We start from the raw sequence: 26925 nt of genomic DNA, 5'->3' as shown, positions 1-26925 counted from the left end.
TTTAATTCTTTTCAGTTACTACGTCATATTGGCTTAACAAAGGGATCCGCTGTTGCAGGGCGGTTTCTATCTCATCAAGTTCGCGCATGCGCTGGCAGAACAGCGCAGATTTAGCTTCCAGTTCAACCATTTTTTCGTCAAGGCCGAAGCTGATCTTATCAACCAGTTGCTCTACCGATTGCCAGTCCTGGTTATCAGTGCGCTCAAAATTACTGTCTGACTGGCGCAACGCATCACGCAACGCCCCCCAAACAGCACCTACCGTATGGCGGGCCAGATTGCTGAGCCTTGGCTTTAATTCCCGGTTTAAAAAATGGTCCAGCTCATTCAGGCTTTGCGGCGCCAGATAAAAATACTCGCCGGTACGAACAAACCTCGACATAAATTGAAAAGTGGTTTCCCGAATTAACGCCTGCCATTCTGCCTGTTGAGATTTACTGCCCAGCCCGGACAACATTGATTCAATGCTGGACAGACCCAACTCAACACCATCTACCGCCAGACTGACAATTTCTGGCACAAACTTACGTAAGCCCTGACTATATTGTTGCAGTAATTCTGTGTCTTCAGCATCGAGCTGCACCCATTCCCCAACCACAAACAACTGGGTATCGTGGTTAATCTGGACATAGGTACGGGTATTTTGCATAAACCGAATATGATCGGGACCGATCAGTAAGCCATAGCGAAACGCCATATTGCAATCAGCAAATACAGTTACAGGGAAGCAACAGAGCAACAAAACCAGCAGGGCTTTCACAGCAGTAATCTCTTTACACACACTACGATAGCCTAATAGAAAGTGTAGCGGTTAGCACTACCTTATGCCGCAACTGCCCTGCCACCTGTCGTGTTCTTCAAACTACAGTGGCTCGATACAGGGCTTGCCATCGACCAGGATGATTTTTGACGGGCCATATTCTCGCCGGCTTTTAACCTGCTCTTTACCAAAATGAACTTCAACTGCAGAAAATAACTGCTGCCTTACCACAATCAGCAGCTCTGCCAGCTTCTCCTGGCGCTGAGCTTCCAGAATTTTAATATCATTGATTAATGATATTGCTAATTCTTTGCGCTCATCAAAGTTGGCGACCAATTCGTAGCGACGCATTTCCATTTGCGCGTTGCCTTCAATTTTTTTCAGCTTCTCCAGCTGCTGGCGCAACTCTTCCATTTCGGCTCGCTCTGCCGCTACACTGGCCCGCAGAACCTCCTGCTTTTCAACGATAGGATCCAACTGCCGGTTCAATTTAACCAGCACCGCGCTGCTGGAAGGGGCACCCAGATTACCGCAATAAATACCTTTATCCAGATAAAAAAAGCCGCCAACTAATTTACCATTGGGGTTGTCTTCCGGCCCAGCATAGACAATGGCCGCCTCAACCGCGCAGTGCATCAGCTGTTTACTGACATAAAGATTGCCACCACAGTTGATCCGGCTGTATTGCGCCAGATTACACTGAATGTCACCCAAGGCTTTAAGCTCAGTGCTGTATTCGCTTTGCTGGTCAGCCTGAGCCAGCTGATGGCCAATAACGGAACCACTAATAGTAATATCGCCGCCCGCTTCAATTAGCTGGCCCTCAACCATACCTTTGACAAACACATTGCCGCCGGCAATCACTTTCATGCCCTCGTCAACATTGCCGGTAACCACTACTGAGCCCCGAAAAATAATATGGCCTGTGGCTAAATCGACATTTTTTACCGTAAACACTTCATCAACGGTCGCCCCTGCTTCGATAATCCGGGGTAAACCATCACGGGCGGCCAGTAGTAAATCCGGGTTGTCAGGGGCTAACTCTACCCCCTCACCCAGTTGCCACTCAATGTGCAGGCCTGGGGTGGCGGGAATCATGTCACCATTGACCAGCATGCCCACCACGCCGGCCGTAGGCGGATGGCGACGCATAATAGCTTCACCGGCTTTTATCGCAGGTATAGCACCAAAGTCACGTAAATCGGCTTTTTCATCGGTTGTCACCACCGGGCGGTTGCGCCGGCTTTCCATCTCGGCTAATAAGGGTTCAAAACGGGAGTTAACCCCGGGTTTCATCAGCCGACCACGGGCAATCAATAACTTCATTTTGCTGCCTGGCTCGGCTTTTGCTGCGTATGACACCAGCTTGATTATCTGCTCTTTGCTAAAGCCAAACACAATACCATTGGCCTGCGCGCTTTTAACCAAATCATTGGCAGATACCGGAGCCCCGCCCCAGGCCGCGGTAATAATTGCCGTCGCCGTCATTTTGTCTTCACTGATATCAAACGTCAGTTCGGCATCGCGCTTTTCGGCGATGCGGTAACTTAACTCCTTGGCATTTTCAGCAACCAGGTTTTCTTTTATTTTTTGCTGGATCTGCTGATACTCTACCAGCAAATTAGTCAGCTGATCTTGCAACACCAGACAGCGCTCAAAGCCATGCGCAACAAGTTGCTGCTGAATGTCGACAGCACTGATTGCTGTTGATGAAACAGGCACCGTTATTTTTATAGTGTTATTGTGCTCAGTAAATTGCATACAGTTTTCAACTTAAAACTAAGACGAAAGTATTATGCTTAATGAAGCAAATATAAGGCAGAAAGGCAAGCCCTTACTGCATTTCAGGGCCCTGGAAGCGAAAAAAACTAAATATAATTGTCCTGGTGAATGCGAATAAACAAATCTGTCCCTTTCTTACTGTAATCTACTTTATACTCTTTGTTGTTCAGTGCCTGCACAAACAACAGAGTTTTGGTCTCTCCAAACACTTCTGTACTGGAAATATCGACAATTTCCATGTAACGCTCTTTGGCTTCAACCTTATTGGCTGGCACGACCTCTTCAAACATTTTCACGCCATGACGGGTTATAATTAGCGGCGGGTCATTATCGTCATTCACAACGATTAAATCTAATTTTTTATTTTTATGGATCAGGGTATTACGCCCGCTGACCAGAAATGCTTTGTCGTAACTGTTCATGCACCATCCTGCCAAAAAAGTGGTTTGGCTTATTATGATACACTGACGGCGGTGTGTCTAGGTCGCTGTATTTTGGATCATTTGTAAGCGTGCCTGATTAATTTGCTGACAAAGGGCTCTGGTTTGCGCTTCCGTTAACGAACAGGTGACGAATAGATCAAAGCCACTGGCACCTGCAAGTCGCTGCATCCGCTGGGCAAATACTGCTTTTATCCCATTGTAGCGCTGGGTAGCGGTGCTAAAACTGTCTTTCTCCATTAGTAATTCACTGGCGCACTGGCCGTTGGCACAGCTTTGCTTAATCGCCGACATAAATAACGGTCGCTGCTCTGTCATCAAACGCACCGCCAGCCGCAGCCGCAGCGGCTGCAGCACCGCGTCATAATCGGTCACTTTAAAGCCAATAAAAGATAAATTCTGCTGTTCCAGCTGCGGCACGGCGCAATACATAAAGCTTTGCCAGGGTAACAACCAACTGCCATAGCGATGAAAATAATGTACGCCTTGCTCATCACATTTTAAAAAGTAGCGGGGTTCAGCCAGCTTTGCCATGCCGAGGAAAACGGCCATAGCGGCGGCAATGTAACAAAGTGCCAGCAGCAGGCTGAATTGCTCGGCAAACAGCACTGTAAACAGTAACAAGCCTGCCAGGGCAGCCAGGCCGCCAAGCAGCAAGCGCGCGCCTCCCTGATGGCTGGTTTGGCTGACAAAAATGGGTTCCATCTGTACTCCAGTGGCCTGCTTCAGGCCGTTTTATTATCCGGTTTCATCTGCATTACTTACCCAGCTGTTATACTGGATCACCGTGGTTGTATGCGGAATACGACCAACGCCTGCTTGACTGCGATAACAGAACATCTGTTTTGCATTTTAAACCATACAATACACTACATCTATTTTCACGCGGTATCCGGAGTTATTGTGACAAAAGCCCACTCTCGTCTTATATGGTTAATATTGATTGTATTAGCAGTATTCCTTGGCTACTTGTTTTGGCAACAACAGCAAGCGCCAAACAGCGGCCGTGGCCCGGGCGGCCCAATAGCAGTTAGCACAGCAAAAGTCACCGTAAAACCGCTGGTACGGCAAATCACTTCGTTAGGCAGTGGTGTTGCCAATAACTCAGTGCAAATAGTGGTGCCAGCCAGTGATTTTCTGACTGAACTGAATATTCAGGAAGGTAAAGCGGTTGCTGCCGGCGATATCATAGCGCGCTTAAATAACGTGCAGCAGCAGGCCAGAGTCGCCGAACTGTCTGCAGTGCTGACCGATCAGAACCGGCAGTTGGCTCGTTTGCAAAACCTGGCCACCACTCAGGCTACTGCGCAGTCGATGATTGATGAACAGCAAACCCGGGTCAATACCACCCTGGCGCAACTGGATATTGCCAGGGCACAATTAAACGAACTTACTATAAGGGCGCCCTTCGATGGCTATCTGGGCTTACGCCTGATAAGCCAGGGCGCTTATGTTAATGCTGGTACGGTGTTAACTACCCTGGATGACTTAAATACCCTGAAAGTGGAATTCAGCGTTGCTGAGCATCACCTGGCTGAAATTAAACGCGGTATGCCCGTGCAGGTCACCAATGTCGCATACGGCAATTTGGTTTTTGCAGGCGAAGTCAGTGCCATTGACACCCGGCTTGACCGGGTAACCCGCTCTATCAGGGTACACGCGACTTTAGACAACAGCGACTTACGCTTGCGCCCGGGAATGTTACTGAATGTAAAAGTGGAATTGGCTAATGTGCCGGCATTGCAAATTTCAGAGCGCGCACTGATCCCGCAGCAAAACAGACAATATGTGTTTGTGGTTAATAGTGAAAACAGAGTCAGCATGCGTGAAGTAGAGTTAGGCCAGCGTATTCCGGGCTGGGTAGAAGTAGTGTCCGGTCTGGAGGAAGGCGAGGAAATCGTGGTTGAGGGCATCCAAAAGATCCGGCCGGGTGTGCTGATCAATAAGGTTGGAGCGTAATAATGCTGTTATCTGATTTGTCAGTGAAACGCCCGGTATTTGCCACGGTCGTCAATATTTTATTAGTAGTATTCGGTATCGTTTGTTTCAGCATGCTACCGCTGCGCGAATATCCCGACATCGACTCGCCAATCGTCAGTATCAGTACCAACTACCCCGGAGCTTCAGCTGAAATTGTTGAGACAAAAATCACCCAACTGCTGGAAGACCGGATAAGTGGCGTAGAAGGTATTAAAAGTATTAACTCTAACAGCCGCAACGGTCGCTCCAATATTACTATCGAATTTAATGTCGAACGTGATATCGACTCTGCCGCCAATGATGTGCGCGACCGGGTATCCCGCGCCTTAAATAACCTGCCTGATCAGGCCGATCCACCTGAGGTATCCAAAGCCAATGCCGATGAAGATACCATCGCCTGGTTTGTGTTAAACAGCGAAAACATGACCACCCTGGAACTAACAGACTATGCCAACCGCTACATTGTAGAACGGTTTTCTGTGGTGGATGGCGTGGCTCGTATTCAACTCGGTGGCTCCCGTGATTACGCGATGCGCGTTTGGCTGGATAAAGATGCCATGGCCGCCCGTGGTGTTACGGTGCAGGATATTGAAAGCGTTCTGCGCAGTGAAAACGTGGAATTGCCCGCTGGTAATATCAAATCTATTGATCGGGACTTCACCGTCAGGGTTATCCGCACTTATAAAACCGAGCAGGACTTTCGGCGGCTGGTGATTAAACGCGGTGCTGACAACTACCTGGTGCGGCTGGGAGAAATCGCAGATGTGCTGCTTACCTCAGAGAATGAAGAAAGTGAGTTTCGCGGAGATGGCAAAAACCTGCTGGGTATTGGCATTATTAAGCAATCTAAAGCCAACACCCTGGAAGTGGTAAAAGGTGCCAGGGCCGAAATGGAGCGCATTAAAGCGCAGTTGCCACAAGGTACCACCATTGAACCGGGCTATGACTCCTCGCTATTTATCGCTGAATCAATAAAAGAAGTCTATAACACCCTGGCCATCGCCATGTGCATGGTGGTGCTGGTGATCTTTTTATTCCTGGGTAATATCAGAGCAACCTTCATTCCGGCCATTACCGTACCGGTCGCGCTGGTTGCCGCAGTAACTGTATTGTTTGCGCTGGATTTTTCAATCAACTTACTCACCTTGCTGGCGATGGTACTGGCTATCGGCCTAGTGGTTGATGACTCTATCGTGGTACTGGAAAACATTTACCGGCGCATTGAAACCGGTGAAGCGCCGCTGCTGGCCGCCTACCGTGGTGCCCGTGAAGTGGGTTTTGCCGTTATCGCCACGACGCTGGTGCTGATTTCGGTGTTTGTACCGCTGGTTTTTATGCAAGGTCAATTAGGTAAGCTGTTTACTGAGTTTGCCTTAGCCATTGCAGCAGCAGTGGCCTTCTCCAGTGTTACCGCCCTTACACTGTCACCAATGTTATGCAGCAAGCTGCTAACACATCGTAAACGTGAGTCAAAATTTGGCCAGGCGCTGCATAGTGGTTTTGCCAAGTTGGAAAATGGCTATCGCAAACAACTTAATGTGGTCACGCAAACCCGCTGGCCGGTGTTAGTGGTGGTGGTGTTATGTTTTGCTGCCAGTTATCAACTGGTAAAAATGCTGCCATCCGAACTGGCGCCAACTGAAGATCGGGGTACCTTCTTTATTTCAATGAGCCCGGCTGAAGGTGCCAGTTATCAGAGCAACAGTCGCAATATGCGGCTGGTTGAAGATATTCTGATGCCCTACTATGAAGACGGCGAGTTTAACCGTTTACTGATTCGGGTACCCGGTTGGGGCGGCAGTGGCGGTATCGCTATTGTCGGCGCTGAAAACTGGAGTAATGGCAAAAGACGCACAGCTGAACTAATGCCCGAAGTTGCCGCTAAAATTAATGCCTTACCCGATGTCCGAGCCTTTACCTTTATGCGCAGCGGTTTAGGTGGCGGTGGTGGTGGTAGCCGGCCGGTACAATTCGTATTGCAGGGTAATACCTACGAAGAACTGGCTCGCTGGCGCGATACGGTGATTGCCAAAGCCAGTGAAAACCCTAACCTGCTGATGCTGGACCATGACTATAAAGAAACGGTGCCGCAAGTATTGGTAGAAATTGACACGGAACGCGCTGGCGATCTTGGCATCTCCGTTGGCGCCATTGGTCGTTCCTTAGAAGCGATGCTCGGCGGTAGACGCGTAACCACCTTTTTAGACCGTGGCCGCGAGTATGACGTGATTCTGGAAGGCTGGGATGATGATTTCCAGGCGCCGGGCACCATCAAAGATGTGTTTATCCGCTCTGACAGCACCGGCCAGCTTATCCCATTAGATAACCTGGTGACGCTGCGCGAAGAGGCCACCTCGGCAGCACTGAACCGCTACAACCGGATGCGGGCCATAACCATCTCAGCCAGCCTGGTACCCGGCTACAGCCTGGGCGAAGCGCTGGAATACCTGGAAAGCATAGTACGAACTGAAATTCAGGACACTGTCGGTATTGATTACAAAGGCGAGTCGCAGCTGTTTCAGGAAAGTGGCCGTTCTACCTTGCTGGTATTTATTCTGGCATTGGTTATCACCTACCTGGTGTTGGCAGCACAGTTTGAAAGCTTTATTCACCCCCTGGTGATTATGATCACTGTGCCATTAGGGTTGGTAGGCGCCTTATCGGGCTTGTATTTCTTTAATATGTCATTAAATATCTACAGCCAGATTGGCTTAGTTATGCTGATAGGATTGGTGGCGAAAAACGGTATTCTGATTGTCGAATTTGCTAATCAGTTACGAGATGCCGGTGTGGCCTTTGAAGATGCCGTGCGCCGGGCCGCTATTCAGCGCTTACGGCCCATCACCATGACCTGTTTTACCACCATTATGAGCAGCTTGCCATTAATCCTGGCCAGCGGCCCGGGGTCAGAAAGCCGCATGGTAATAGGTATGGTTATTTTCTGTGGTGTGGCGCTAGCCACCTTACTGACCCTGTACGTAGTGCCGGTAACTTATATTGCGATTGCCCGCGGTACCGGCTCGCCCAAGGCGCTCAGCCGTGAACTGGATCGCCTGCAGCAGCTGGCACCCGATGAGCATGCCGCCGATGAGGTGGTGCCTAAATAATGTGTCAGTAATCTGTGCGTAATAGGTAAGTACTGCCCGCTTAATTCATTTAAAAAGGCAGTACGGTACCGTCCCAGTTTAATAGTTTACCACTTTGCTCCGGGCTTAAATTCGCAGCTACCCGCGCCAGCCGCTGTGCGGTAGCGGCGCCGGTTTGTAACTGCCCTGAAGGCACATTGGCCTGAAACGGCGCAGATAACGGGGTATCAGTGGTACCGGGGTGCAAACTAACCAGGGCCGCGGTTTTATTATAGCGCTGCAACTCAATACTGCTGGTTTTTACCAGCATGTTCACTGCGGCTTTACTGAGCCGGTAGCTGTACCAGCCCCCTAACTGGTTGTCGGTAATACTGCCAACTTTGGCGCTTAGCACCAGCACTTTCACCTGTGGTTGCTTGGTTAAATAACCAAACAACGCTTTTAAATATAACGCCGGTTGCAGCACATTAATGGCAAAGCTTTTTTGCAATTGTGAAGGCGAAAGCTGGCGCAGGGTTTTCTCAGGGCCGTGCTTATTGTCATGTAACCAGCCCTGACAAATAAAAATTATGGTCGGCTGTGCAATAATGGCCTCGGCAACCAGCTTATTGATTGCCAGCTCTGGTCCTTCCTCGTCATCACCTGCATTTGCATCCAGTTGCCGCCACTGTACAGCAGTTTTTGTCAGGGCCTCCGGGCAGTTACTCCGGCTCATCGCCTGGACCGGATGGCCTTGCTGTAAATAGTATTCAACCAAACCGCGGCCAATACCACTGCCTGCACCAATTATCAGCACCTGTTCAGCCATTAGCCAGGATCTCCTTTGCTGCGGCAACGCCACTTAAATACGCATTCTCTACCCTGCCACCTAACAGCCAATCGCCTGCTATGGCCAACTTTGTTGTGCGGTCATAGTGCAAGGTGGGTTGAGACACCGCCGGATTAATCTGGGCATACAACCAACGATGCGTCAGGCCATTAGATACCTGCAGTGGCTGGTCGAAGATTAGCTCCAGCTCGGCTTTAGCCAGCGCAATGAGTTGCGCCGGTGCAGCCGACAAATGCAACGCCGAGCACTGCGGACTAAAATGCACCAGCCAGTTCTCATCCTGACTGGCCCTGCCCGGCTTACTGTTTTGCCGGGCCAGCCAGCTGATATTGCCTTCTTTCACAAAGACCGCATCGGCCAAGGTTTGCAGAGGCTGGGCTAATTGCAAATTCACAGCCCAGCACGGCAATAATACCTGTGGCTGCAATTGTGCTATTACACTGCTTAGCGTAGCTTGTGCAGGCGCTTCTGGCTGGCATGCTGTCGCCAGCAAGCTTTGCAACTGCACCGGCGGTAGCGTTAGTACAAGCGCCTGGTAAGGGCCAAAGCTGGTATTGTGCTCATCATACAAATACCAGCCGTTAGCCTCTGTCGCGTCGACCGGGTCAATATAATGAATGCGAGTAATCTGGCAGTTTAAATGGGTAGGTATAGATGCAAGCAGTGCTTTTACCGGCGCCTGCATCGCCGGACTGCCAATATAACGTGCCGTCTGGTCAGCAGACTCACTAAGCTTAGCACGGTCAAAGCGATAACAAACCGCTGGCCACTGGCTGAGCAAACCGGCAGAGAGCCACTGGCTAACCTGCTGAGTGAATAACTCACTGCGTGCAGTAAAATACTGCGCCCCCATGTCAAGATAGCCGCCAGCACTGCGCTTAGAGCTCATTCGGCCGCCAACACTGCGCCCTTTATCAAACACCTCAACAGGCCAACCGGCCAGCTGCAAGGTATTGGCCGCTGCGGCCCCGGCCATGCCGGCGCCAATTACTGCCACTGTCATAAATGCATCCTGAATTAGTAAACCATACTGGCTCTTGGTACGTTATGCTATTAGCTATCGATCTGTAAACTTATCGGCAAATAAAACGGAGTAAACATGAGTAGCGACATTGCCACTTTTGGCGCGGGATGTTTCTGGTGTCTGGAATCAGCACTTAACCAGCTTAACGGCGTGCAGCAAGCAGTGAGTGGTTATATGGGTGGCCATACTGCCAACCCCGACTATCGCAGCATCTGCAGCGGTACTACCGGCCATGCTGAAGTGGTGCAGGTACGCTTTGATCCGGCAAAAATCAGTTTCTCGCAGCTGTGTCAGGTGTTTTTCGCCTTGCATGACCCGACCCAACTCAACCGCCAGGGCAATGATGTCGGCACTCAGTATCGCTCTGTGCTGTTTTACCACAGCGAGCAGCAAGCGGACGAAGTCCGTAACATCATAAATGATCTGAGCGAACAACAGCTATTTGACCAGCCAATCGTCACTGAAATTAGCCCAGCCAGTACCTTTTACCCAGCCGAAGATTACCATCAGGGCTATTTTCTGCAAAACCCGCAGCAGGGGTACTGTCAGTTTATCGTTGCCCCGAAAATGGCCAAATTCCGCCAGCTGTTTAGCCAATTGATGAAATAGATAAAAACCATAGATGGGAAAGCCCGCTTACACAAAAGATTTTATAGTCTCACAACGGAAAAACGTTTGGATTGGGTTGGCATAAACGACTAAAAAAATGCCAGAGCGCTGAACGGTCTGGCATTATTGTAGTTTCAAATAGTTTATTACCGATTTAAGCTATTCAGCCTTTGAGCACAGTCGCAACCGATTTAGCGAAATAATCAATATTACTATGGTTCAACCCTGCGATGCTAACGCGGCTGGAGCCGACCATATAAATACTGAACTCGGCTTTTAAGCGGTCGATTTGAGCTTTGTTAATCCCCAGGAAACTGAACATGCCGTGCTGACGGGTAATAAAGCTGAAATCCTGGCTGACGCCCTCTGCTGCCAGTTTATCAATAATCAGCTGGCGATAGTCGTTAATCCGGTTGCGCATTTCTGCCAGTTCCTGATGCCACAATGCCGTTAGCTCCTGGCTATCCAGAATATGGCTAACAATGATAGCGCCATGCGCCGGCGGCATGGAATAAATACTGCGTACCACGCTGAGCAAATTCACCCGGGCTATTTCAGCCACTTTGCTGTCTTCTGCGACGATACTAACCGCACCAATCCGCTCACGATACAGGCCAAAGTTTTTTGAACAAGAGCTGCATAACAGCAGCTCTGGCACATTGTCCGCCAGGTAACGCAGGCCGGCAGCATCTTCGTCCAGGCCGCTACCAAAACCCTGATAGGCCATATCTACCAACGGCGTAAAGCCGCGCTCTTTAGCAATGGCGGTAAAACGCTGCCATTGCTCAAAGTTTAAATCCATACCACTGGGGTTGTGGCAGCAGGCATGCACCAGCACCACGTCACCGGCTGGAATGGTATTTAAATCTGCAAACATCTGCTCGGTTTGCAGGCCTTTGCTGTCGTAATCGTAATAAGCGTATTCTTTAACTTTTAAACCCGCCGCCTGAAACAGTGAAATATGATTAGCCCAGGTAGGCGTGGTAACCCAGATAGTGGCATTCGGGTTGGCCCGCTTAATAAACTCAGCCGCCACCCTAAGCGCACCAGTACCACCCGGGGTATGGGCGGTGGTTACCCGGTTAGCCAGCAATACCTGATGCGCCGGGCCAAATGCCAGCTTTTCAATATGCGCGTTAAAGCTCAGATCGCCTGCCATGCCAATATAGGTTTTACTGTCTTCCTGCTTTAAGCGCAGCGCTTCCGCTTCTTTGACGCACTTAAGTACCGCAGTATGGCCTTGCTCGTCTTTATAAACGCCAACCCCTAAATCAACCTTGTTGGGGTTAGGGTCTGCTTTGTATTCGGCCATCAGGCCCAGAATAGGATCAGTGGCAACCGTTTGTAACTGAGAAAACATAAGGCTCTACCTGGTTAGTATGTTGCATTAAAAATATTAAGAAGTAAGCGCACGCTCACTTGCTAGGGTAAATATTCCGGCACTATTAAACAAACTGCAACCAGTAACGCCATGGCGGCAGGGGTAAAAATGGCCTGCTGAAAATGTTCGGCATCGACAATACCCGCTATTTTGCCTGATTGGTCAAACAGAGGCAAACACGCTTCGGCCTGTACCTTAGGATCGCAGGTATAATATTCGCCACCTGCCGCCAGATAATCTGCCACGCTGTTAATCACCCGGGCCTGACCACTTAACCCTACAGTACTATTATTACTGATTTTGGCAAATTCACTGTTTAGCGGAAATTCAGCCCGCGACGCAGCGCCGTAATAGGCCAGTTTCACCAATACCGGCTCGCCGGCGACGTTAGGCCGCGCCTGATAAATACCAAACCAGTCCTGGCCACTATGCTGCTGGTAATAGCTGGCAATAGCACTCAACTTGCTAAGGGCATGCTGGGTGGCTGGAGTATCACCGCCTAAAATCGGCAGTAACGAATAGGGTTCAGTGGCTAACTGGCCAAACAAACTGCAAGCCCCGCCCTCGCCCAACTCCGGCACCTGAAACTGCCAGCGAACATCACCGCGGGCCGTTGTCAGATAATCCATTAAAGCACGGCAATGCAGGTCAATATCAGTGCTGATATCACCGTATTCGCTTAGTAAACCGCTACGTTGTAAATAGTCAAATGCTTGCATATCGCCCAGGCTATAGCCATCCAGATTTCTAAAATGTGGACCATTTTAGCAGAAGCCATTAAAAAGCCAAGTCAGGCTGAGAAAAACTTGCTGGCTTTCGTTTCGCTCGGTAAGCTGGCGCTACTTCTTATGCTAACCCCGAACCTTACGGCAAAAGTTATGGCGCAGAAAATTTCCCTGGCCGACTGGCAACAGCAGCGTGGTCGCAGTGCTGACAGCGTGGCAGATGGTAATAATGACTCTCTGGTGTACAGCACCGATAAAGGGAAAATTGACAAAGCCAGGCCGACTGAAGCAGGCGGCACAGCCTACCCTGACGGTGCTGTGCGGCTGCGCCGTGAAAAAAAAGGCCGGGGTGGCAAAACAGTGTTAACCATCAGTGGCATTGCCAAACCCGTCAGCGAGCTAAACGAGCTATGTGCCGCCCTGAAGAAAAAGTGTGCCTGTGGCGGCGCGGTAAAAGACGGTATTATTGAAATTCAAGCCGATAAACGCGAATTAATCGAACAACATTTAAGCCAAAAGGGCTTTAACGTGAAATGGGCTGGCGGCTAAAGCTGCAGGCGTATTAGCCAGATAAAGCGATAGGAATAAGCATGCAACAATTATCACCGGCTGACTTACACATTCTGTTGGTTGAACCCTCAGATACGCAGCGCAAAATTATCAGCCGCCACCTTAAACAAGAGCAGGTGCAACATATCAGCGAAGCGGATTCGGTCAGCAGCGCCTTTTTAAAAATCATGGAACATCAGCCAGATTTAATTACCTGTGCGTTGCACTTTGCCGATGGCACCGCGCTGGATTTACTGCATAAAATTAAACAACAGCCCAAATTAGCCGAAATTCCGTTTATGCTGGTCTCCAGTGAAACCCGTAAAGCGACCCTGGAAGAATTTAAACAGTCCGGGGTAGTTGCCATTCTACCTAAACCCTTTACTACGGCGCATCTGGGCAAGGCGTTAAATGCCGCCATCGATTTGCTCAGCCCCAGTGAACTGGAGCTGTCATTATTTGATGTGCATGATATCCGGGTACTGGTGGTAGATGACAGCCGGCTGGCCCGCAACCATATTAAACGGGTATTAAGCAACTTAGGTATTCAACACCTGACTGAAGCCGAAGATGGCCAGCAAGCTATTGAGATTTTAAAACAGCAAATGTTTGATTTGGTGGTGACCGACTACAATATGCCGGAGGTAAATGGCCGCGAATTAACCCAGTATATTCGCGAAAATAGCCAGCAATCGCACATTCCGGTACTGATGGTAACCAGCGAAGCCAATGACACTCACTTAAGCAATATCGCCCAGTCTGGCGTTAACGCCATGTGCGATAAACCCTTTGAACCTGAACTGGTAAAAGCGCTACTGTTTAAATTACTCGAGCAGTAAGCCATTAAAACAGGCAGCCAGCTCTCTGGCTGCCTGGGTTATTACCTATTGCCGGTTATACTCTTTGCCAAATACCTTGTTAAAAAAGCTGTCAGCTTTCCACAAAGGCCGCTGTGGGGTATTGGCAATATCCAGCGCAATATTAAAATTAATATCGGCGAACACCGCCCCGGCGTCATAGCGAATAGGACCATATTCTTTGCTTAAGCTGGCAATATTGTCTGATGGTTTGTGATAATGCTTAGCGAAAAAGCTGGCCCAGATTTTACCGCCATCCTGAGTTGGGTCTTTCGACGTAAAGCCGGTCATTAAAAATACCGCCGGCACCCCTTGTTTTACCAGGGTAAAGTGATCAGAGCGGGTAAATATTGCCTGCTCTGGCATTGGATCTGCACTTAAGGTAATGCCTTCTTTGCCCGCAGCAGCGGCAACGACATCGCCCAGAGTAGAATGGTTGGCACCAAAGGCAATCAGATCAGCAAACGGATACAACAATACCGGCATATCCAGATTGACATTTGCGACCAAACTCGCCAACGGCCGGGTCGGGTTATGGGCAAAGTAATCGGCCCCTAACAAACCCTTCTCTTCTGCGGTAACCACTACAAACAAAATGGAACGTTTCGGTTTTACGGTTAACTCGCTGAACATCCGCGCCGTTTCCAGTAAAATGGCCATACCGGCAGCATTGTCCATGGCACCGTTGTTAATTTTATCGTCACTGCGTAAGTCATTGCTAAAACCGATATGATCAGAATGCGCGGTGATCACCACATATTCATCTCGCAGCGTCGGGTCGCTGCCTTCAAGCACTGCAATAACATTAGGGCTGCTGATTTGTTGCAGGCTGCTGCTAGAGGCTAAACTGGCTGTTGCCTGCAGGGCAAAACCACGAGGCTGTTGATCCGCTTCCAGCATGCTGAATATCTCGCCCAGGTTTTGTTGCTCTTGCTCAAACAAGCTGGCAGCCGCGTCAGGGTGCAGGTAAGCACCGGCCTGTAAACCACGGCCATTACCAGGCTCACCGTCAGCATTAAGCCAGGCTAAACGCGGCGTGTTTAAATACAGCAAGCTATTAGCATAAGGCCGGGTTTTCTCCTGCTGTGGCGTATGAATACTAATAACCCCTACTGCGCCGCGCTCGGCAGCCAGCTGGCCTTTAATACTGCCAAGGTACGCCCGCTCTTCACTTGGTAACGACGCTGGCAAACCGGCTAACTGCACCACAATTTTGCCGTTAACATTAAGCCCGGCATAATCATCTAAGCCAAATTCTTCGGATACCAGCCCATACCCGACAAACACTAACGGCGCGCTTAGCGCGACATCTGTATCACCAAGCGACGCGCCACTGGTAAATTGTTGTGGATAACTAAGTTGCCACTGCTCGTCAGCACGGCGAAAGCTTAGTTTAACGCTGTCTTGTTGCACCCTGGCCGAGCGCAGTGGTACCTGCTGAAAATAACTGTTGTTGTCGCCTGCCGGCGCTAAACCCAGCGCCTGAAACTGGCTGGCAATATAGTTAGCGGCAATTTGATGACCGCGGCTGCCGGTATCGCGCCCTTCCAGCTCGTCACTGGCTAAAAACGTCAGGTGGGCTTCAATGGCGGCCGGGCGGGCACTAAGTTGTTGCTCAGGCGGGCTGCTGCCAGAACACGCGCTTAATAACAGCGCCAAGGTAATGCCGCTGGTAAATTTATACAACATGGATTCTCCGAAAATAAAAGTGCCAGCTATTACTGGCACTTGGATGAAACTGTTGGGGGTTACTCAGCGTTGCTGTAACGCTGCTTAAACCGTTCATGCAGTTGTTTATGGTGGTTGTTTAAATCCACTTTACGACCATCAATCCACAAATGTTCAATTTTATGGCCGCGATAATCAAAAATATCACCATCAGACACCACTAAGCTGGCACTTTTGCCCACCTCAATGCTGCCTAAACGGTCAGCCACACCGGCAATAGCGGCCGCGTCCAGCGTTAATGCCCGTAGCGCGTCTTCACTACTCAGGCCATAACGGGTAACGTGTCCTGCAGCAAACACCAGGTTGCGGGTATCCCAAAAGCCATCTAACGATAAGGCTAAACGTACCCCAGCCTGGCGCAACTGACCTGGTGCAGAGAACGCCTGATCATAAGCTTCATCACCGCGGGTTGGCAGGCCATAAGGCGCGGTGTAAATCACGTCTACTTTGGCTTTGGCCAACTCATCAGCCAGGCGCCAGCTATCCCGGCCACCTACTATCACCAAACGCACCTGGTATTTTTCGGCCAGCAACATAGCCTGGCGAATTTGCCGTGGGTCGTCCGCGTGCACGAATAAGGGTAACTCGCCGGCGAAAAATTCCAGCATGGCATGCCAGCGCGAATCTTTACCCCGGTTTAATCCCGCCTGCTCAGCCAGATAATAGGCATGCGCCTGCGCAAAATACTGCTGCAGCTCGGCCAATTGCTTCTGCTGGTTCTCGCGCTGCTTCTCGGCACTGTCGCGCACCCACCAACCGCTTTGCACGCTCATCCGCGGCCAGCTAACGTGCAAGCCGACATTGGCTTGCACTGTCGCATCCTGCCAGTTCCAGGCATCCAGCTGCATTAAAGCTGACCGGCCCGTTAGCATGGCGCCATCCGGGTAGATCAGGCTGTGGCTAAAACCATTGCTGCGAATGGTGGGGATCACCACTGAATCAGCGTTATAGGCCACCTGCACCTGTAAATCCGGGTTAGTTGAACTGGTTTCGCGGTCATCACGGGTCGCGCGGACGGCCTCCACTTCAATTAAGCCTAACTGATTAATCAGCGCAATTAACCCCGGGTATAAATGCTTACCGGTTAAATTCAGCTGCTGCGTATCAGCAGGAATAGCTAAGTTGGTGCCTATAGCCGCAATTTTACCTGCTACCACTAACACATCCTGCTGCACCGGGGCGGTGCTGACACTGTGTACCATGGCATTTTGCAGCAGCAGTGGTTGTTGTTGTTTGCTGCCCGGCACCGGGTTAACTGCAGCAGCGGTGGCTGACGCCAGTGCTGTTGCCAGCAGTAAAACTTTACGTAATGTTTTCATCGCGTTTGCTACTCCCTAGTGCTGCAGATGCTGATGGCTATGGGTATGACCGGCATGGTCAGCGTGCTGACCAAAGCGCAGTTGTAACCAATCGGCATTGTCTTCACAGTGCCAAATCGGGTCGTCTTGTTTGTAGCCATTGTCAACGCCATTGCGGGCAGACTCTCCAGCAGTCAGCACTTTTTGGATCAACTGTTGCTTTTCTGTATCCTGGCTGGCACGCAATGCGATATCTTCATTGCGGTCAAAATAACGGGTGCCATTAATCCAGGTTTGTTGGACCTGAGCGTACACCGATAGCGGATGGCCATCCCACAGCACTAAATCAGCCTGCTTGCCTTCTGCCAGCGAACCCACTTTATCGTCAATTTTCAGCTGTTTTGCCGGGTTAATGGTAACCATTTTCAGCGCTTCATGCTCATCCATGTCGCAATACATGGTCGATTTAGCGGCTTCCTGATTTAAGCGGCGTAGCAAGCCCGGATCATCCGAGTTAACGCTAACCAGCAAGCCTTGATCATGCATCAGGCAGGTATTGGTAGGAATGGCATCATTCACTTCCATTTTAAAACCCCACCAATCGGCAAACGTTGACACACTGGCACCATGCGCCTGCATCTCACTGGCCACTTTGTAGCCTTCCAGAATATGGGTAAAGGTTTGAATATTAAAGCCCATTTCCTCAGCCAGCTTAATCAGCATCAGTATTTCTGACGCTACATAGGAATGGGTATGAATATGGCGCTTGCCTTCCAGAATTTCGACTAACGTCTCTAACTGGTAATCACGCCGTGGCGCCTGTACCTGACCCTGCTGACGTTTTGACAGCTTATTATAAGCCTGCCAGCTGGCCTGGTACTCTTTTGCTGCCTGGAAATTATCGCGGATAAAAGTATCAACCCCAATCCGGCTTTGCGGATAGCGGCTGGTGAACTCACTGCCCCAGTTTGATTGTTTAACGTTCTCACCCAGTGCAAATTTAATGCTACCTGGTGCGCCGGCAAACTTCATGCCTTCTGCCGACTCCCCCCAGCGCAAGCTGATGATTTGCGCCCGACCACCAATCGGATTGGCACTGCCATGTAGCAGCTGCACAGTGGTAACGCCCCCTGCCAGGCCACGGTAGATATTAATGTCGTCCGGGTTAATGACATCACCCAGATGCACTTCCGCCGTATTAGCATGGCTGCCTTCGTTTACGCCCTGCTCGGTAGCGATATGCGAATGCTCATCAATGATACCTGGCGTCACGTGCATACCGTTGCCGTCAATCACCTCATAGCCGCGCGGCGTACTAAGCTGCTGACCAATCCGGCTTATTTTGCCATCACGGACAATAATATCGGCACTCTGCAGCACGCCTTGCCCGGTTGCGGTCCACAGGGTGGCGTTTTTGATATGCAGGTTTTGCTGCTTCGGCAAACTGTTTCTGCCGAACGCCCGGTTGGGATAGGTCTGGTTTGACACTAATACTGCTGGCGCTTTATCTGCTTTTGGTTCGCTGGCTGGTTGAGCACTTCGCTCAGCCACTATGGTTAGCGCACTGCCATCCGCTTGCTGCCAACGGCCGCTTAGCTCAGTGCCACGCAATTCGCCGCTAAACTGGGCAACTTCGGCCTTACCGGTTAACTTTTGCAGTGGCGCGCTAAATTGCAGGTTCTGCCCCTGTACCACTAAATGTTGTAACTCTACTTTTTGCTCGCCCAGCGTCAATTCACCCTTCAGTTTCGGCGCGTGGCCGCTGAGATTTAAATTGAAGCGCTCACCAGCGACATTCAGTTGATAATTACCGGCAAACTGCGCTACGCTAAGTGGCACAAATTCCTGCACCTGGCCACGTAACCAGGTGGCTACTATTTCGCCATCGGCAAATAAATCACCACGACTCACCACGATATCAGCCTGATAACCACTGGCAATTTTACCCAGTTGTTGCTCCAGGCCCAGCATGCTGGCCGGCACTGTGGTTAATGCTGCTAACGCTTGCTGCTGGCTCAGGCCATATTGTACGGCTTTGCGCAAGTTAGGCAGAAAGTCTTCTTTTTTCTTCAGGCCATGGCTGGTCAGTGCAAAACGCACACCGGCATTTGCCAGCACTGCCGGGTTAGCAGGCGCCCGCTCCCAATGCCGTAAATCGGCCAGATTGACATCAAGCTGTTGATCCGCCAGCGTCACTTCCGGTGCAGCGGGAAAGCTCAGCGGCAGCACCAGCGTACGGCCAGTCGCTTTTACTTCAGCCAGCCGGTTATATTCGTGGCCGGAACCCAAAATTGCAGCGTTATCGATATTAAACTCGGCCAGCAACTTATCGGCCCGTAATAGCGCCCGCTCATCACTGGTATCAAATAACACGCCCAATGTCCGGGCATTCGCGACACTGGCCAGCGCGGCATTATACTCCACACCGCCACTGACAAAGCGAAAATCCTGTTTAGTTTGTGCAGCCTGATACCAATTGGCATCAGCAAAGGTTTGCCGGATAAGGGCAATACTGCCCATCAGTGAAGACGGATAGCTTTGCTTTGAGCTGCCCTTACTAAATGACATAAACTGCTGGCTGTCGGCTTTAAGTACTAAATCATTTGGCAGGCCCTGCGCCAGCGAAGCGACCAGGCTGGTACCGCGAAAAATGCCATCATGCCGCGCCGTTTGCACGGCGGTAAAGCCCTGCTTGAGTAACTCTTCTGCCGCTTTAGCGTCTGGTTTAAACTGGGTAATCCAGCGCTGCTCTGCATGAATAGCACCATTGGCGGCATTGCCGCCAACCCGCTCATTTTCATACACCGGCTTACCACCGAAGCGAAAGCCTTCCGCTTTGGCCGCTTCTGGCACGCCATATTGGCTGTAAGCATCGATAAAGCCCGCATATAAATGATAACCGGCTAAATCAATCGCCTGGTAGCCAGCAGGTACCTTATTGGTTGTGCTGACACTTTCAATTTTGCCATCACGGATCAGTACCATAGCTGAAGACAGGGTCTTTCCCGGCTCAGTGACAACAGTGGCATTGATAAGAGCAACCAGATTCGGCGTTTTATCGCGGATACCCAGTTGTGGCGACGTTTGATCGGCAATACTACCTGTGCAAAAAGCACCAAGCAGAGCCATGCTGAACATGGACAGGCGAGCTGGTGTCATAAACATTTCCTGATTTTATTCTATTGTAGATATTAATTATTTTAGGTATTAACCGTGTAATTAAGCTGATTAAGTTCCTGCTCTGGCAGTGGCATGCTATAAAAGTAACCCTGTACTTCATAACAACCATTTTCGCGCAAAAACTCAACCTGTTGAGCTGTTTCCACCCCTTCAGCAACCACCCGCAGATTCATTTTCTGCGCCATAGCAATAATGGCAGCAACAATGTCCATATCGTTTCGATCTTGGGGTATATCTTTGACAAAAGATCGGTCTATTTTCAGTTCATCAACCGGAAAGCGTTTTAAATAACTCAGCGATGAATAGCCTGTACCAAAGTCATCAATAGATAAAGAGACGCCGAGGCGTTTTAACTGATTTAACTGGTTGATAGCCGCATCTGTATCACCCATTAGCATACTTTCGGTAATTTCAAAAATGACGGCGCGCGGTTTTACCCCGGTACGTTTTAAGATCCGCTCGACAATAAGCGGCAAATCCTGATCATTAAACTGGCGTACTGACAGGTTAATTGACAGCGTCACATCGTAACCACGGCTTTGCTGGCGGGCCAGAAAACGGCATGCTTCCCAGATGATCCACTCGCCAATCTGCACAATCAAACCGGTACTTTCTGCCACAGGAATAAACTTTATCGGTGGTACCAAACTGTTGTCGGGCCGCAGCCAGCGGATCAAGGTTTCGTAACCGGTTATCACTTCAGTACGAATATCGACTTTAGGTTGAAAATATAATAGAAATTGCTGTTCACGAATGGCTTCGCGCAGCTGGTTTTCAATTTGCAGTCGTTCGTTGGCCGCGTCATTCAGGTCCTGGCTGAAAAAGTGAAAGGTGTTTTTACCGCGGGCTTTGGCTTCATACATGGCCAAATCGGCATGTTTGAGCAGTAATTCTTCTTCGGATGCATCTTCCGGCGCCACGGTAATACCAATACTGGCACTGATCGCTACATCATGGTGGCCCAGCTTGACCGGCTCCAGAAACGCCTGCTGCAGATTAGTCGCAATGGCCGATGCCTGCTGCCGATCTTTAATACCACTTAAAATAACGGCAAATTCATCGCCTCCCAGCCGTGCTATGGTGTCTTCCTCACGTAAACGTGACGTCAGCCGCTTAGCAACCTCTTTTAATAACTCATCGCCGGCATCGTGGCCCAGGGTATCGTTAATCCGCTTAAATTCATCCAGATCGAAATACAGTAAGGCGAAGTTGTAGTAACCCCGATGAGCCATGGCAATGGCCTTGCGTAGTTGATCCCGAAAGTAACTGCGATTAGCCAACCCGGTTAAAACGTCGTAATAGGCCAGCTGTTCCATTTGTTTCTGACTTTGTTTAATAAAAGAAATATCCTGCATGGCACATACGTAATTAAGCAAGGTGCCAATTTCATCACGTATTGGCGCAATCGCCAGCGAGACCCAAAACTGCTGAGCAGGCAACTGTTGATGCTGCAATAAAATGTCACCTTGCCAATGTTGGCGCTCGTGCAAGGTTTGACTAATTTCAACACTCAGTTGCTGCATTTCATCCGCCAGCAGGATGTGCAGCGGCTGGTTTACCACACTGCGCTCGTCGCAACCCAGTAAATCGGTCAGAAAGGGGTTAAGGTACTCAATGGTGAGGTGTGGGTCAGTCAGTAAGATCCCCGAGCTGGAAAAGGATACGGCTTTACTTAATTTACGCGCGGCCCGCTCGGCTTGCTCTTTTTCCGCAATCCGGGCATTTAAGCCCGTCACCAACTGGGCAATTTCAGAAGACATACTGGTAAAAGCACGGTTTAAAATACCAATTTCATCTTTTTTATCATCTAAACCCACTTGCTGAATGTCACCCCGGCTTAGTTTCACCACAGCACCAGATAATTTGTTCAAACGTTTTAATAAAAACTGGTAACTGAACAAATGCAGCAATACCGTCAGAATAATGGCGACGGCAACAAACAGCGCCAGCAAACGCCCCCGAAATTGCTTAAGTGTCGACAACACTTGCGCTTTATCGTGATAAATAGCCGCATGCCAGTTCAAATGCTTCAGAGGGACGGCGGCAAACAAATATTTATTGGCTTTGCTTCCGGGAGCCCCGGCATGGCGCAACGCGTGCTCGATATGAAGTATAAGATCGGGCTCGCTTACCACGTCACCGGCATACAGCGCACCAGCAGCACCCTGTTCCACGAGTGAATTAATCAAGCGGCCCTGGCTATTAAACAATAAAGTGCGGCTATGGGGGCTCCAGTGGCCAATATTGCCGACGTTACGGGTTAATTCTGTTAACTCGATGTCGGCCACACTCACCCCGATAAACTGCTCCTTCAGATAAACCGGTACCAGGATACTGCTAACCCATTTTTGCCAGATTGGATGATAATACACCGGCGTCCAACGAGGTAATTTTGCCGGGTTATTTTCAGGTGTGGCCTCCTGGAAAAACAAGCTGCTGGTTAGATCATGTTCCAGCCTAAGCTGCTGCGCCAGCTCCGCTGGTGCCACCCGAATAAATTGATCTGCCGTGACAAAGTAAAAACTGTAGAAATCTTGCAGTAACATAAGTGGTGACAACTGCTGCCATAATAACTGGCTATGGCTAAATAAACCGGCCGTACTGTTCTTTAGATTAGTAGCGGGCAATAGAGCGGCAGAAAAGCTGTCTTGTTGGCGAATAAGACCGTCACTGCCAGCACGTGGAATATTGCCGGCAGTACGGCCCTGCTCTGCTAAGTATCGGCTTATTACCTGGCTGGCAGCGATGGCGGCTTGCTCTTTATCATCAAGCCGGAGGTCAAATTGCCGGGCATAATTCGTTGCAGAACGCTGTACTGCGGCAAGTTGCTGCTGGGTAACCGCCTGCTCCTGCAACCAGATCACTGCATAAGCAAACATTAATCCGGCCGCAATAATGGCAATAAATACTACCACCGAGAATTGTAGCCCCAGCGAGTTCATCCCTGTCGGTTTAGTGGTATTTACATCCTTCAATGCAGCGACCTTGCTATTGTTATAGTAAATTCAGTCTGGTACAACAGACACTAGCCAAGTGCTATTGTTGTTACCTTAACATTATTGCACGCAAAACCAACAAAAGAGAATGAACAAATGAAAAAAGCCCTATTCGCCAGCCTACTTGCAATTGTTGTGTCGACACCTTTAACAGCAGCAACGGCCTTTACCGACGCCAAAGACGCCGTTACCTACCGTCAGGCCGCCTTTCAGCTGATCCGCCATAACATGGCGGATATTAACGAAATGATTAAAGGCGAAGTCACTTATGATGCCGCCCGGGTGCAAAAACGTGCCGATGCCTTAGTACTGGTAACGACTTTACCCTGGGAAGCGTTTCAGGTAGCCGGTACGGAGCAAGGTGGCGGTGATGCCAAAGCCGATATCTGGAAAAACCTGGATGATTTTTTACAGCGCGGTGAAAAGCTGGCGGCCGATGCGACGGTGTTACAAGCCGCCGCCCAAAGCGGTGACACCAGCCAGGTACGTCGGGCTTTTGGTAACTTTGCCCGCAATTGCAAAGCGTGCCACGATAATTACAAGCAGTGATAATTCAGGCCGGTGCTGTTACAGCAGCACCAGCAATTTACGCCCCTGCCAGTAGTATAACAGCAGCAGTAACACCGCCAGCATCACAAAAAAGCTCCAACTGGCTCGCAATTGAGGCTGGCTGCCGCCGCTGATACGGATGCAGCCGGTGATCAGGGTTTTAATCACATTATCGTGGCGCCAGCTGTGCCATAACGCAAAGCCAATATGCACCGCCACCAACATAAGAATAATATCAATATTAAATTTATGGATACTGGACGCCAGATCGACCCAGCTGGCCGGTAACATGGCTACCAGTGGGCCATCATTCATATAGCTGTTATCAAAAGTAGCCAGGCCACTGATAATCTGCAACAACAACAAACTGAGTAACGTAAAAATCATATAAGACGATGCGGGGTTGTGACCTACCACTGGCCGGGCGTTGCCAAGATACTTTATCGCCGCTTTGGGACTGGCCGCAAACTGACTGAATCTGGCTGTTTCACTACCCCATAGCCCCCAGACTATTCTCGACACTAATAATGCAGCAAGGCAATACGCCAATAGCTGATGCAGTGCAATGTAACCTTCACTGCCGCTAAACCACAAGCCGGCGACCAACAGCACCATTGCCCAGTGAAAAAACCTGACTGCACCATCCCATACTTTTATTTTTTGCACCATCTGGATTGCTCCTGCTATGCTAACCTTTTGATTTTATGATAGCGGATCAGGGTAATGAAAGGAATTAAATGGCTACTGCTTACCACAGTTTTAGTCCTGTTTGGCGCAGCCATAGCAGGCTATGTCTGGCTGAAGCTAAGTTTACCGCAGTATCAGGGTGAACTGCGGGCAGCCGTTGCTAACCCGGTTAATCTTGACCGCGACGCCTTAGGTTATCTTAGTGTAACGGCCGCCGATCGGCACGATGCAGCCTATGGTATGGGGTTTGCCCATGCCCAGGAGCGCTTTTTTCAGATGGACCTGGCCAGACGCAGCGCGGCAGGAACCCTGGCAGAGCTGTTTGGTGAGCGTGCCCTGACCACTGATATTGAACGGCGCCGGCATCGCTTTGCCCAGCGCGCAGAAACCACCCTGGCCTCGTTTTCCACCATTGATTTACAGATTCTCAGTGCCTATAGCCGTGGCGTAAATGACGGTCTGGCATCATTGCGTTCAGCCCCCTTTGAATATCACTTACTCAGCGCCAAAGCTGAGCCCTGGCAGGAAAGCGACTCTATCCTGGTTATTTATAATATGTATCTGGAACTACAAGGTAAAATGGGCCGTGATGAATATGCCATGACGGTATTACGTGACGCCATTCCCGCTCCCTGGTACCAGTTTTTACAGCAACACAGCAATGAGTGGCAAGCAGCAATTGATAACTCACATGTGGACCCCGTAAACATACCCGACAGCCCCTATCCGCAAATATTACGTGCTAACGGCGACTGTATTGAATGCACCCCCAAAGACAGTGCCGACCTTGGTAGCAATAATATGGCAGTAATGGGCCGGCTAACCAGCCATGGCAATGCCATAGTCGCTAACGATATGCATTTAACCATACGGGCACCTGGTACCTGGTATAAGGTACAACTTAACTGGCGTGATGGCAGCAACTGGCAACAGGTAACGGGATTAAGTCTGGCTGGCGCGCCAGCCATAGTGGTTGGCAGCAACGGCCATATTGCCTGGGGTTTTACTAACAGTACCGCCGATTGGCACGATTTGATTAGCCTGCAGCTATCTGACGATGGCAAGCGCTATTTAAGCCCACAGGGCTGGCAACCCCTGCAACTGCATTACGAGACCATTCAGATTAAAGGCGCTGCTGATTATCCGCTGCAATTGCAGGAAACCCAGTGGGGGCCGGTTATTAACTATGGCGATAATAGCTATGCCCTGCGCTGGGTCGCGTACGACAGTAATGCAGTAAACTTTAACCTGCTACAACTGGAGCAAACCCGAAGCACAGAAGCCGCGCTGGCGCTGGGCGCCATTACCGGCATTCCTACCCAGAACCTGTTGGTGGCCGATAAAGACGGTAATATTGGCTGGACCCCGCTGGGGCCATTACCCGCGCGGCAACTCAGCGACTGGGATACGGCCCAGGACTGGAGCGATGGCAGCAATTACTGGGCAGCTAACTTAAGTGCGGCGCAGTATCCCCGCATTGTTAACCCTGAAGCCGGCGTTTTATGGACCGCCAATGCCCGCACTGTTGGCGGCGAAGCCTATCAGTTACTTGGCAATGGCGGTTACGACTTAGGTGCCCGTGGCCAGCAAATACGCAATGGCTTGCTTAGCGCTGGCCAGTTGAATGAGCAAGCGCTACACCAGATCCAGCTGGATAATCGTGCTTTGTTTTTAGACCGCTGGCGCCAGCTGTTACTGGATATTCTAACCCCGGAACTCACCCGCACTCTTCAGCTGACAGAGTACCGGCTGCAAATAAGCCAAAGTGGCCGTTATGCAGCCAGCGACGATATTGGTTATAACCTGGTACAGCAATTCCGCCAACAAACCATTGAGTTATTATTTGCCCCGCTGTCAGCCATGCTGGAACACGCCGGTAGCCGCAGCGCCAACCTGAAATACTCTCTGGAAACGCCGGCCTGGGCCATGCTCACAGCCCGCCGCCCTGATACCCTGCCAGAGCCTTATCAGGACTGGTCAGCGTTTTTAATACAGGCAGTGCTAACCAGTAAACAACAACTGGAACAGCAACATGGCAGCTTGCAAAAAAGCAATTGGGGTAAACAGAATCAGGCGAATATCCGCCATCCGCTTAGCAGCGCGATTCCGTTGCTTGGCGGCTGGTTAAATATGCCGGCCAGTGAGTTTGCTGGTGATCGCCATATGCCACGGGTACAACTGCCCACTTTTGGCCAGTCACAACGCATGGTGGTAGCCCCGGGGCAGGAACAAGACGGTATTCTGACCATCCCTGCTGGTCAGTCTGGACATCCGTTATCGCCGTTTTATCGGGCCGATCATCAATACTGGTTAAACGAAGTGGCCTTGCCGTTTTTGCCAGGGCCGAAAAAATATCAGCTAAGATTAGTACCCGACGCTTGACTTTAGCCATCCAGACGGATTATGGTGCTGAGTATGAAAATGTTTAATCGCACCCTCGGTTTTTTTAGCTTTACCACCCCTTA

General features: G+C 50.2%; 20 protein-coding genes. 7 read left to right on the top strand and 13 right to left on the bottom strand.

Annotation, left to right across the window (positions count from 1 at the left end; all coding sequences use genetic code 11):
• Position 1: 1 nt before the first annotated feature.
• The 4 genes from WG68_RS09405 to WG68_RS09390 all read right to left on the bottom strand — a co-directional run bounded on the left by WG68_RS09405 (position 2) and on the right by WG68_RS09390 (position 3687).
• Positions 2 to 697, bottom strand: coding sequence for a DUF2884 family protein (locus WG68_RS09405; RefSeq protein ID WP_235357710.1), 696 nt, complete (start codon positions 695 to 697; stop codon positions 2 to 4).
• Between the two features lie 165 nt (positions 698 to 862).
• Positions 863 to 2521 (bottom strand): DUF342 domain-containing protein, encoded by a 1659-nt coding sequence (locus WG68_RS09400; protein ID WP_046557437.1) that lies wholly within the window; start codon positions 2519 to 2521, stop codon positions 863 to 865.
• Positions 2522 to 2628: 107 nt separating this feature from the next.
• Positions 2629 to 2964 carry a hypothetical protein gene (locus WG68_RS09395; protein ID WP_046557436.1) on the bottom strand — a complete coding sequence of 112 codons (336 nt, stop codon included), beginning with the start codon at positions 2962 to 2964 and terminating at the stop codon, positions 2629 to 2631.
• A gap of 57 nt (positions 2965 to 3021) precedes the next feature.
• Positions 3022 to 3687 (bottom strand): DUF2982 domain-containing protein, encoded by a 666-nt coding sequence (locus WG68_RS09390; protein ID WP_046557435.1) that lies wholly within the window; start codon positions 3685 to 3687, stop codon positions 3022 to 3024.
• Positions 3688 to 3885: 198 nt separating this feature from the next.
• Here WG68_RS09390 and WG68_RS09385 point away from each other — a divergent pair, with 198 nt between their 5' ends.
• Entirely contained in the window at positions 3886 to 4941 is a 1056-nt protein-coding gene (locus WG68_RS09385; protein ID WP_046557434.1) for an efflux RND transporter periplasmic adaptor subunit, read from the top strand.
• Positions 4942 to 4943: 2 nt separating this feature from the next.
• Entirely contained in the window at positions 4944 to 8069 is a 3126-nt protein-coding gene (locus WG68_RS09380) for an efflux RND transporter permease subunit (RefSeq protein WP_046557433.1), read from the top strand.
• A 49-nt stretch (positions 8070 to 8118) separates the two neighbouring features.
• Here WG68_RS09380 and WG68_RS09375 read toward each other — a convergent pair whose 3' ends face one another.
• Positions 8119 to 8856, bottom strand: coding sequence for an SDR family NAD(P)-dependent oxidoreductase (locus tag WG68_RS09375; protein WP_046557432.1), 738 nt, complete (start codon positions 8854 to 8856; stop codon positions 8119 to 8121).
• The gene (locus WG68_RS09370; protein ID WP_046557431.1) at positions 8849 to 9880 is read right to left on the bottom strand and encodes an NAD(P)/FAD-dependent oxidoreductase; all 1032 of its coding nucleotides are present in this window, start codon (positions 9878 to 9880) and stop codon (positions 8849 to 8851) included. Before WG68_RS09370 ends, WG68_RS09375 begins: the two co-directional genes overlap by 8 nt.
• A gap of 96 nt (positions 9881 to 9976) precedes the next feature.
• Here WG68_RS09370 and msrA point away from each other — a divergent pair, with 96 nt between their 5' ends.
• Positions 9977 to 10510 (top strand): peptide-methionine (S)-S-oxide reductase MsrA, encoded by a 534-nt coding sequence (gene msrA / locus WG68_RS09365; protein ID WP_046557430.1) that lies wholly within the window; start codon positions 9977 to 9979, stop codon positions 10508 to 10510.
• Positions 10511 to 10673: 163 nt separating this feature from the next.
• Here the strand turns inward: msrA and WG68_RS09360 are convergent, their stop codons facing one another.
• Together WG68_RS09360 and WG68_RS09355 are read right to left on the bottom strand one after the other, a co-directional pair.
• A complete protein-coding gene (locus WG68_RS09360; RefSeq protein ID WP_046557429.1) occupies positions 10674 to 11870 on the bottom strand; it encodes an amino acid aminotransferase in 1197 nt (398 codons plus the stop codon).
• A 62-nt stretch (positions 11871 to 11932) separates the two neighbouring features.
• Positions 11933 to 12610 carry a GAF domain-containing protein gene (locus WG68_RS09355; RefSeq protein ID WP_046557428.1) on the bottom strand — a complete coding sequence of 226 codons (678 nt, stop codon included), beginning with the start codon at positions 12608 to 12610 and terminating at the stop codon, positions 11933 to 11935.
• 33 nt (positions 12611 to 12643) lie between these two features.
• On the opposite strand from WG68_RS09355, the gene WG68_RS09350 reads away from it, so the two are divergent.
• Both WG68_RS09350 and WG68_RS09345 read left to right on the top strand, forming a co-directional pair.
• On the top strand, positions 12644 to 13165 hold the full coding sequence (locus tag WG68_RS09350) for a translation initiation factor (RefSeq protein WP_456059089.1): 522 nt from the start codon (positions 12644 to 12646) through the stop codon (positions 13163 to 13165).
• 41 nt (positions 13166 to 13206) lie between these two features.
• Positions 13207 to 14004: a response regulator gene (locus WG68_RS09345; protein WP_046557427.1), complete on the top strand. Its 798-nt coding sequence runs from the start codon at positions 13207 to 13209 to the stop codon at positions 14002 to 14004.
• A gap of 45 nt (positions 14005 to 14049) precedes the next feature.
• Here the strand turns inward: WG68_RS09345 and WG68_RS09340 are convergent, their stop codons facing one another.
• The 4 genes from WG68_RS09340 to WG68_RS09325 are packed head-to-tail and all read right to left on the bottom strand — an operon-like array spanning position 14050 to position 23203.
• Positions 14050 to 15711, bottom strand: coding sequence for a M28 family metallopeptidase (locus WG68_RS09340; RefSeq protein WP_046557426.1), 1662 nt, complete (start codon positions 15709 to 15711; stop codon positions 14050 to 14052).
• 59 nt (positions 15712 to 15770) lie between these two features.
• Positions 15771 to 17069 (bottom strand): amidohydrolase family protein, encoded by a 1299-nt coding sequence (locus WG68_RS09335; protein ID WP_046557425.1) that lies wholly within the window; start codon positions 17067 to 17069, stop codon positions 15771 to 15773.
• A 15-nt stretch (positions 17070 to 17084) separates the two neighbouring features.
• On the bottom strand, positions 17085 to 20207 hold the full coding sequence (locus tag WG68_RS09330; RefSeq protein WP_046557424.1) for an amidohydrolase family protein: 3123 nt from the start codon (positions 20205 to 20207) through the stop codon (positions 17085 to 17087).
• A gap of 41 nt (positions 20208 to 20248) precedes the next feature.
• On the bottom strand, positions 20249 to 23203 hold the full coding sequence (locus WG68_RS09325) for a bifunctional diguanylate cyclase/phosphodiesterase (RefSeq protein ID WP_052749036.1): 2955 nt from the start codon (positions 23201 to 23203) through the stop codon (positions 20249 to 20251).
• A 117-nt stretch (positions 23204 to 23320) separates the two neighbouring features.
• Between WG68_RS09325 and WG68_RS09320 the strand changes: the two genes are divergently transcribed.
• Positions 23321 to 23773 (top strand): c-type cytochrome, encoded by a 453-nt coding sequence (locus WG68_RS09320; protein WP_046557422.1) that lies wholly within the window; start codon positions 23321 to 23323, stop codon positions 23771 to 23773.
• A gap of 18 nt (positions 23774 to 23791) precedes the next feature.
• Here WG68_RS09320 and WG68_RS09315 read toward each other — a convergent pair whose 3' ends face one another.
• Positions 23792 to 24442 (bottom strand): cytochrome b/b6 domain-containing protein, encoded by a 651-nt coding sequence (locus WG68_RS09315; protein ID WP_046557421.1) that lies wholly within the window; start codon positions 24440 to 24442, stop codon positions 23792 to 23794.
• A 54-nt stretch (positions 24443 to 24496) separates the two neighbouring features.
• Here WG68_RS09315 and WG68_RS09310 point away from each other — a divergent pair, with 54 nt between their 5' ends.
• Positions 24497 to 26842: a penicillin acylase family protein gene (locus tag WG68_RS09310; protein WP_046557420.1), complete on the top strand. Its 2346-nt coding sequence runs from the start codon at positions 24497 to 24499 to the stop codon at positions 26840 to 26842.
• The last annotated feature ends 83 nt before the right edge of the window (positions 26843 to 26925 follow it).

This window comes from Arsukibacterium ikkense (assembly GCF_000987775.1).
Lineage (GTDB): Bacteria > Pseudomonadota > Gammaproteobacteria > Enterobacterales > Alteromonadaceae > Alishewanella > Alishewanella ikkense.
The sequence above is the reverse complement of the archived record's forward strand: the minus strand, read 5'-3'. Positions and strand labels throughout refer to the sequence as shown.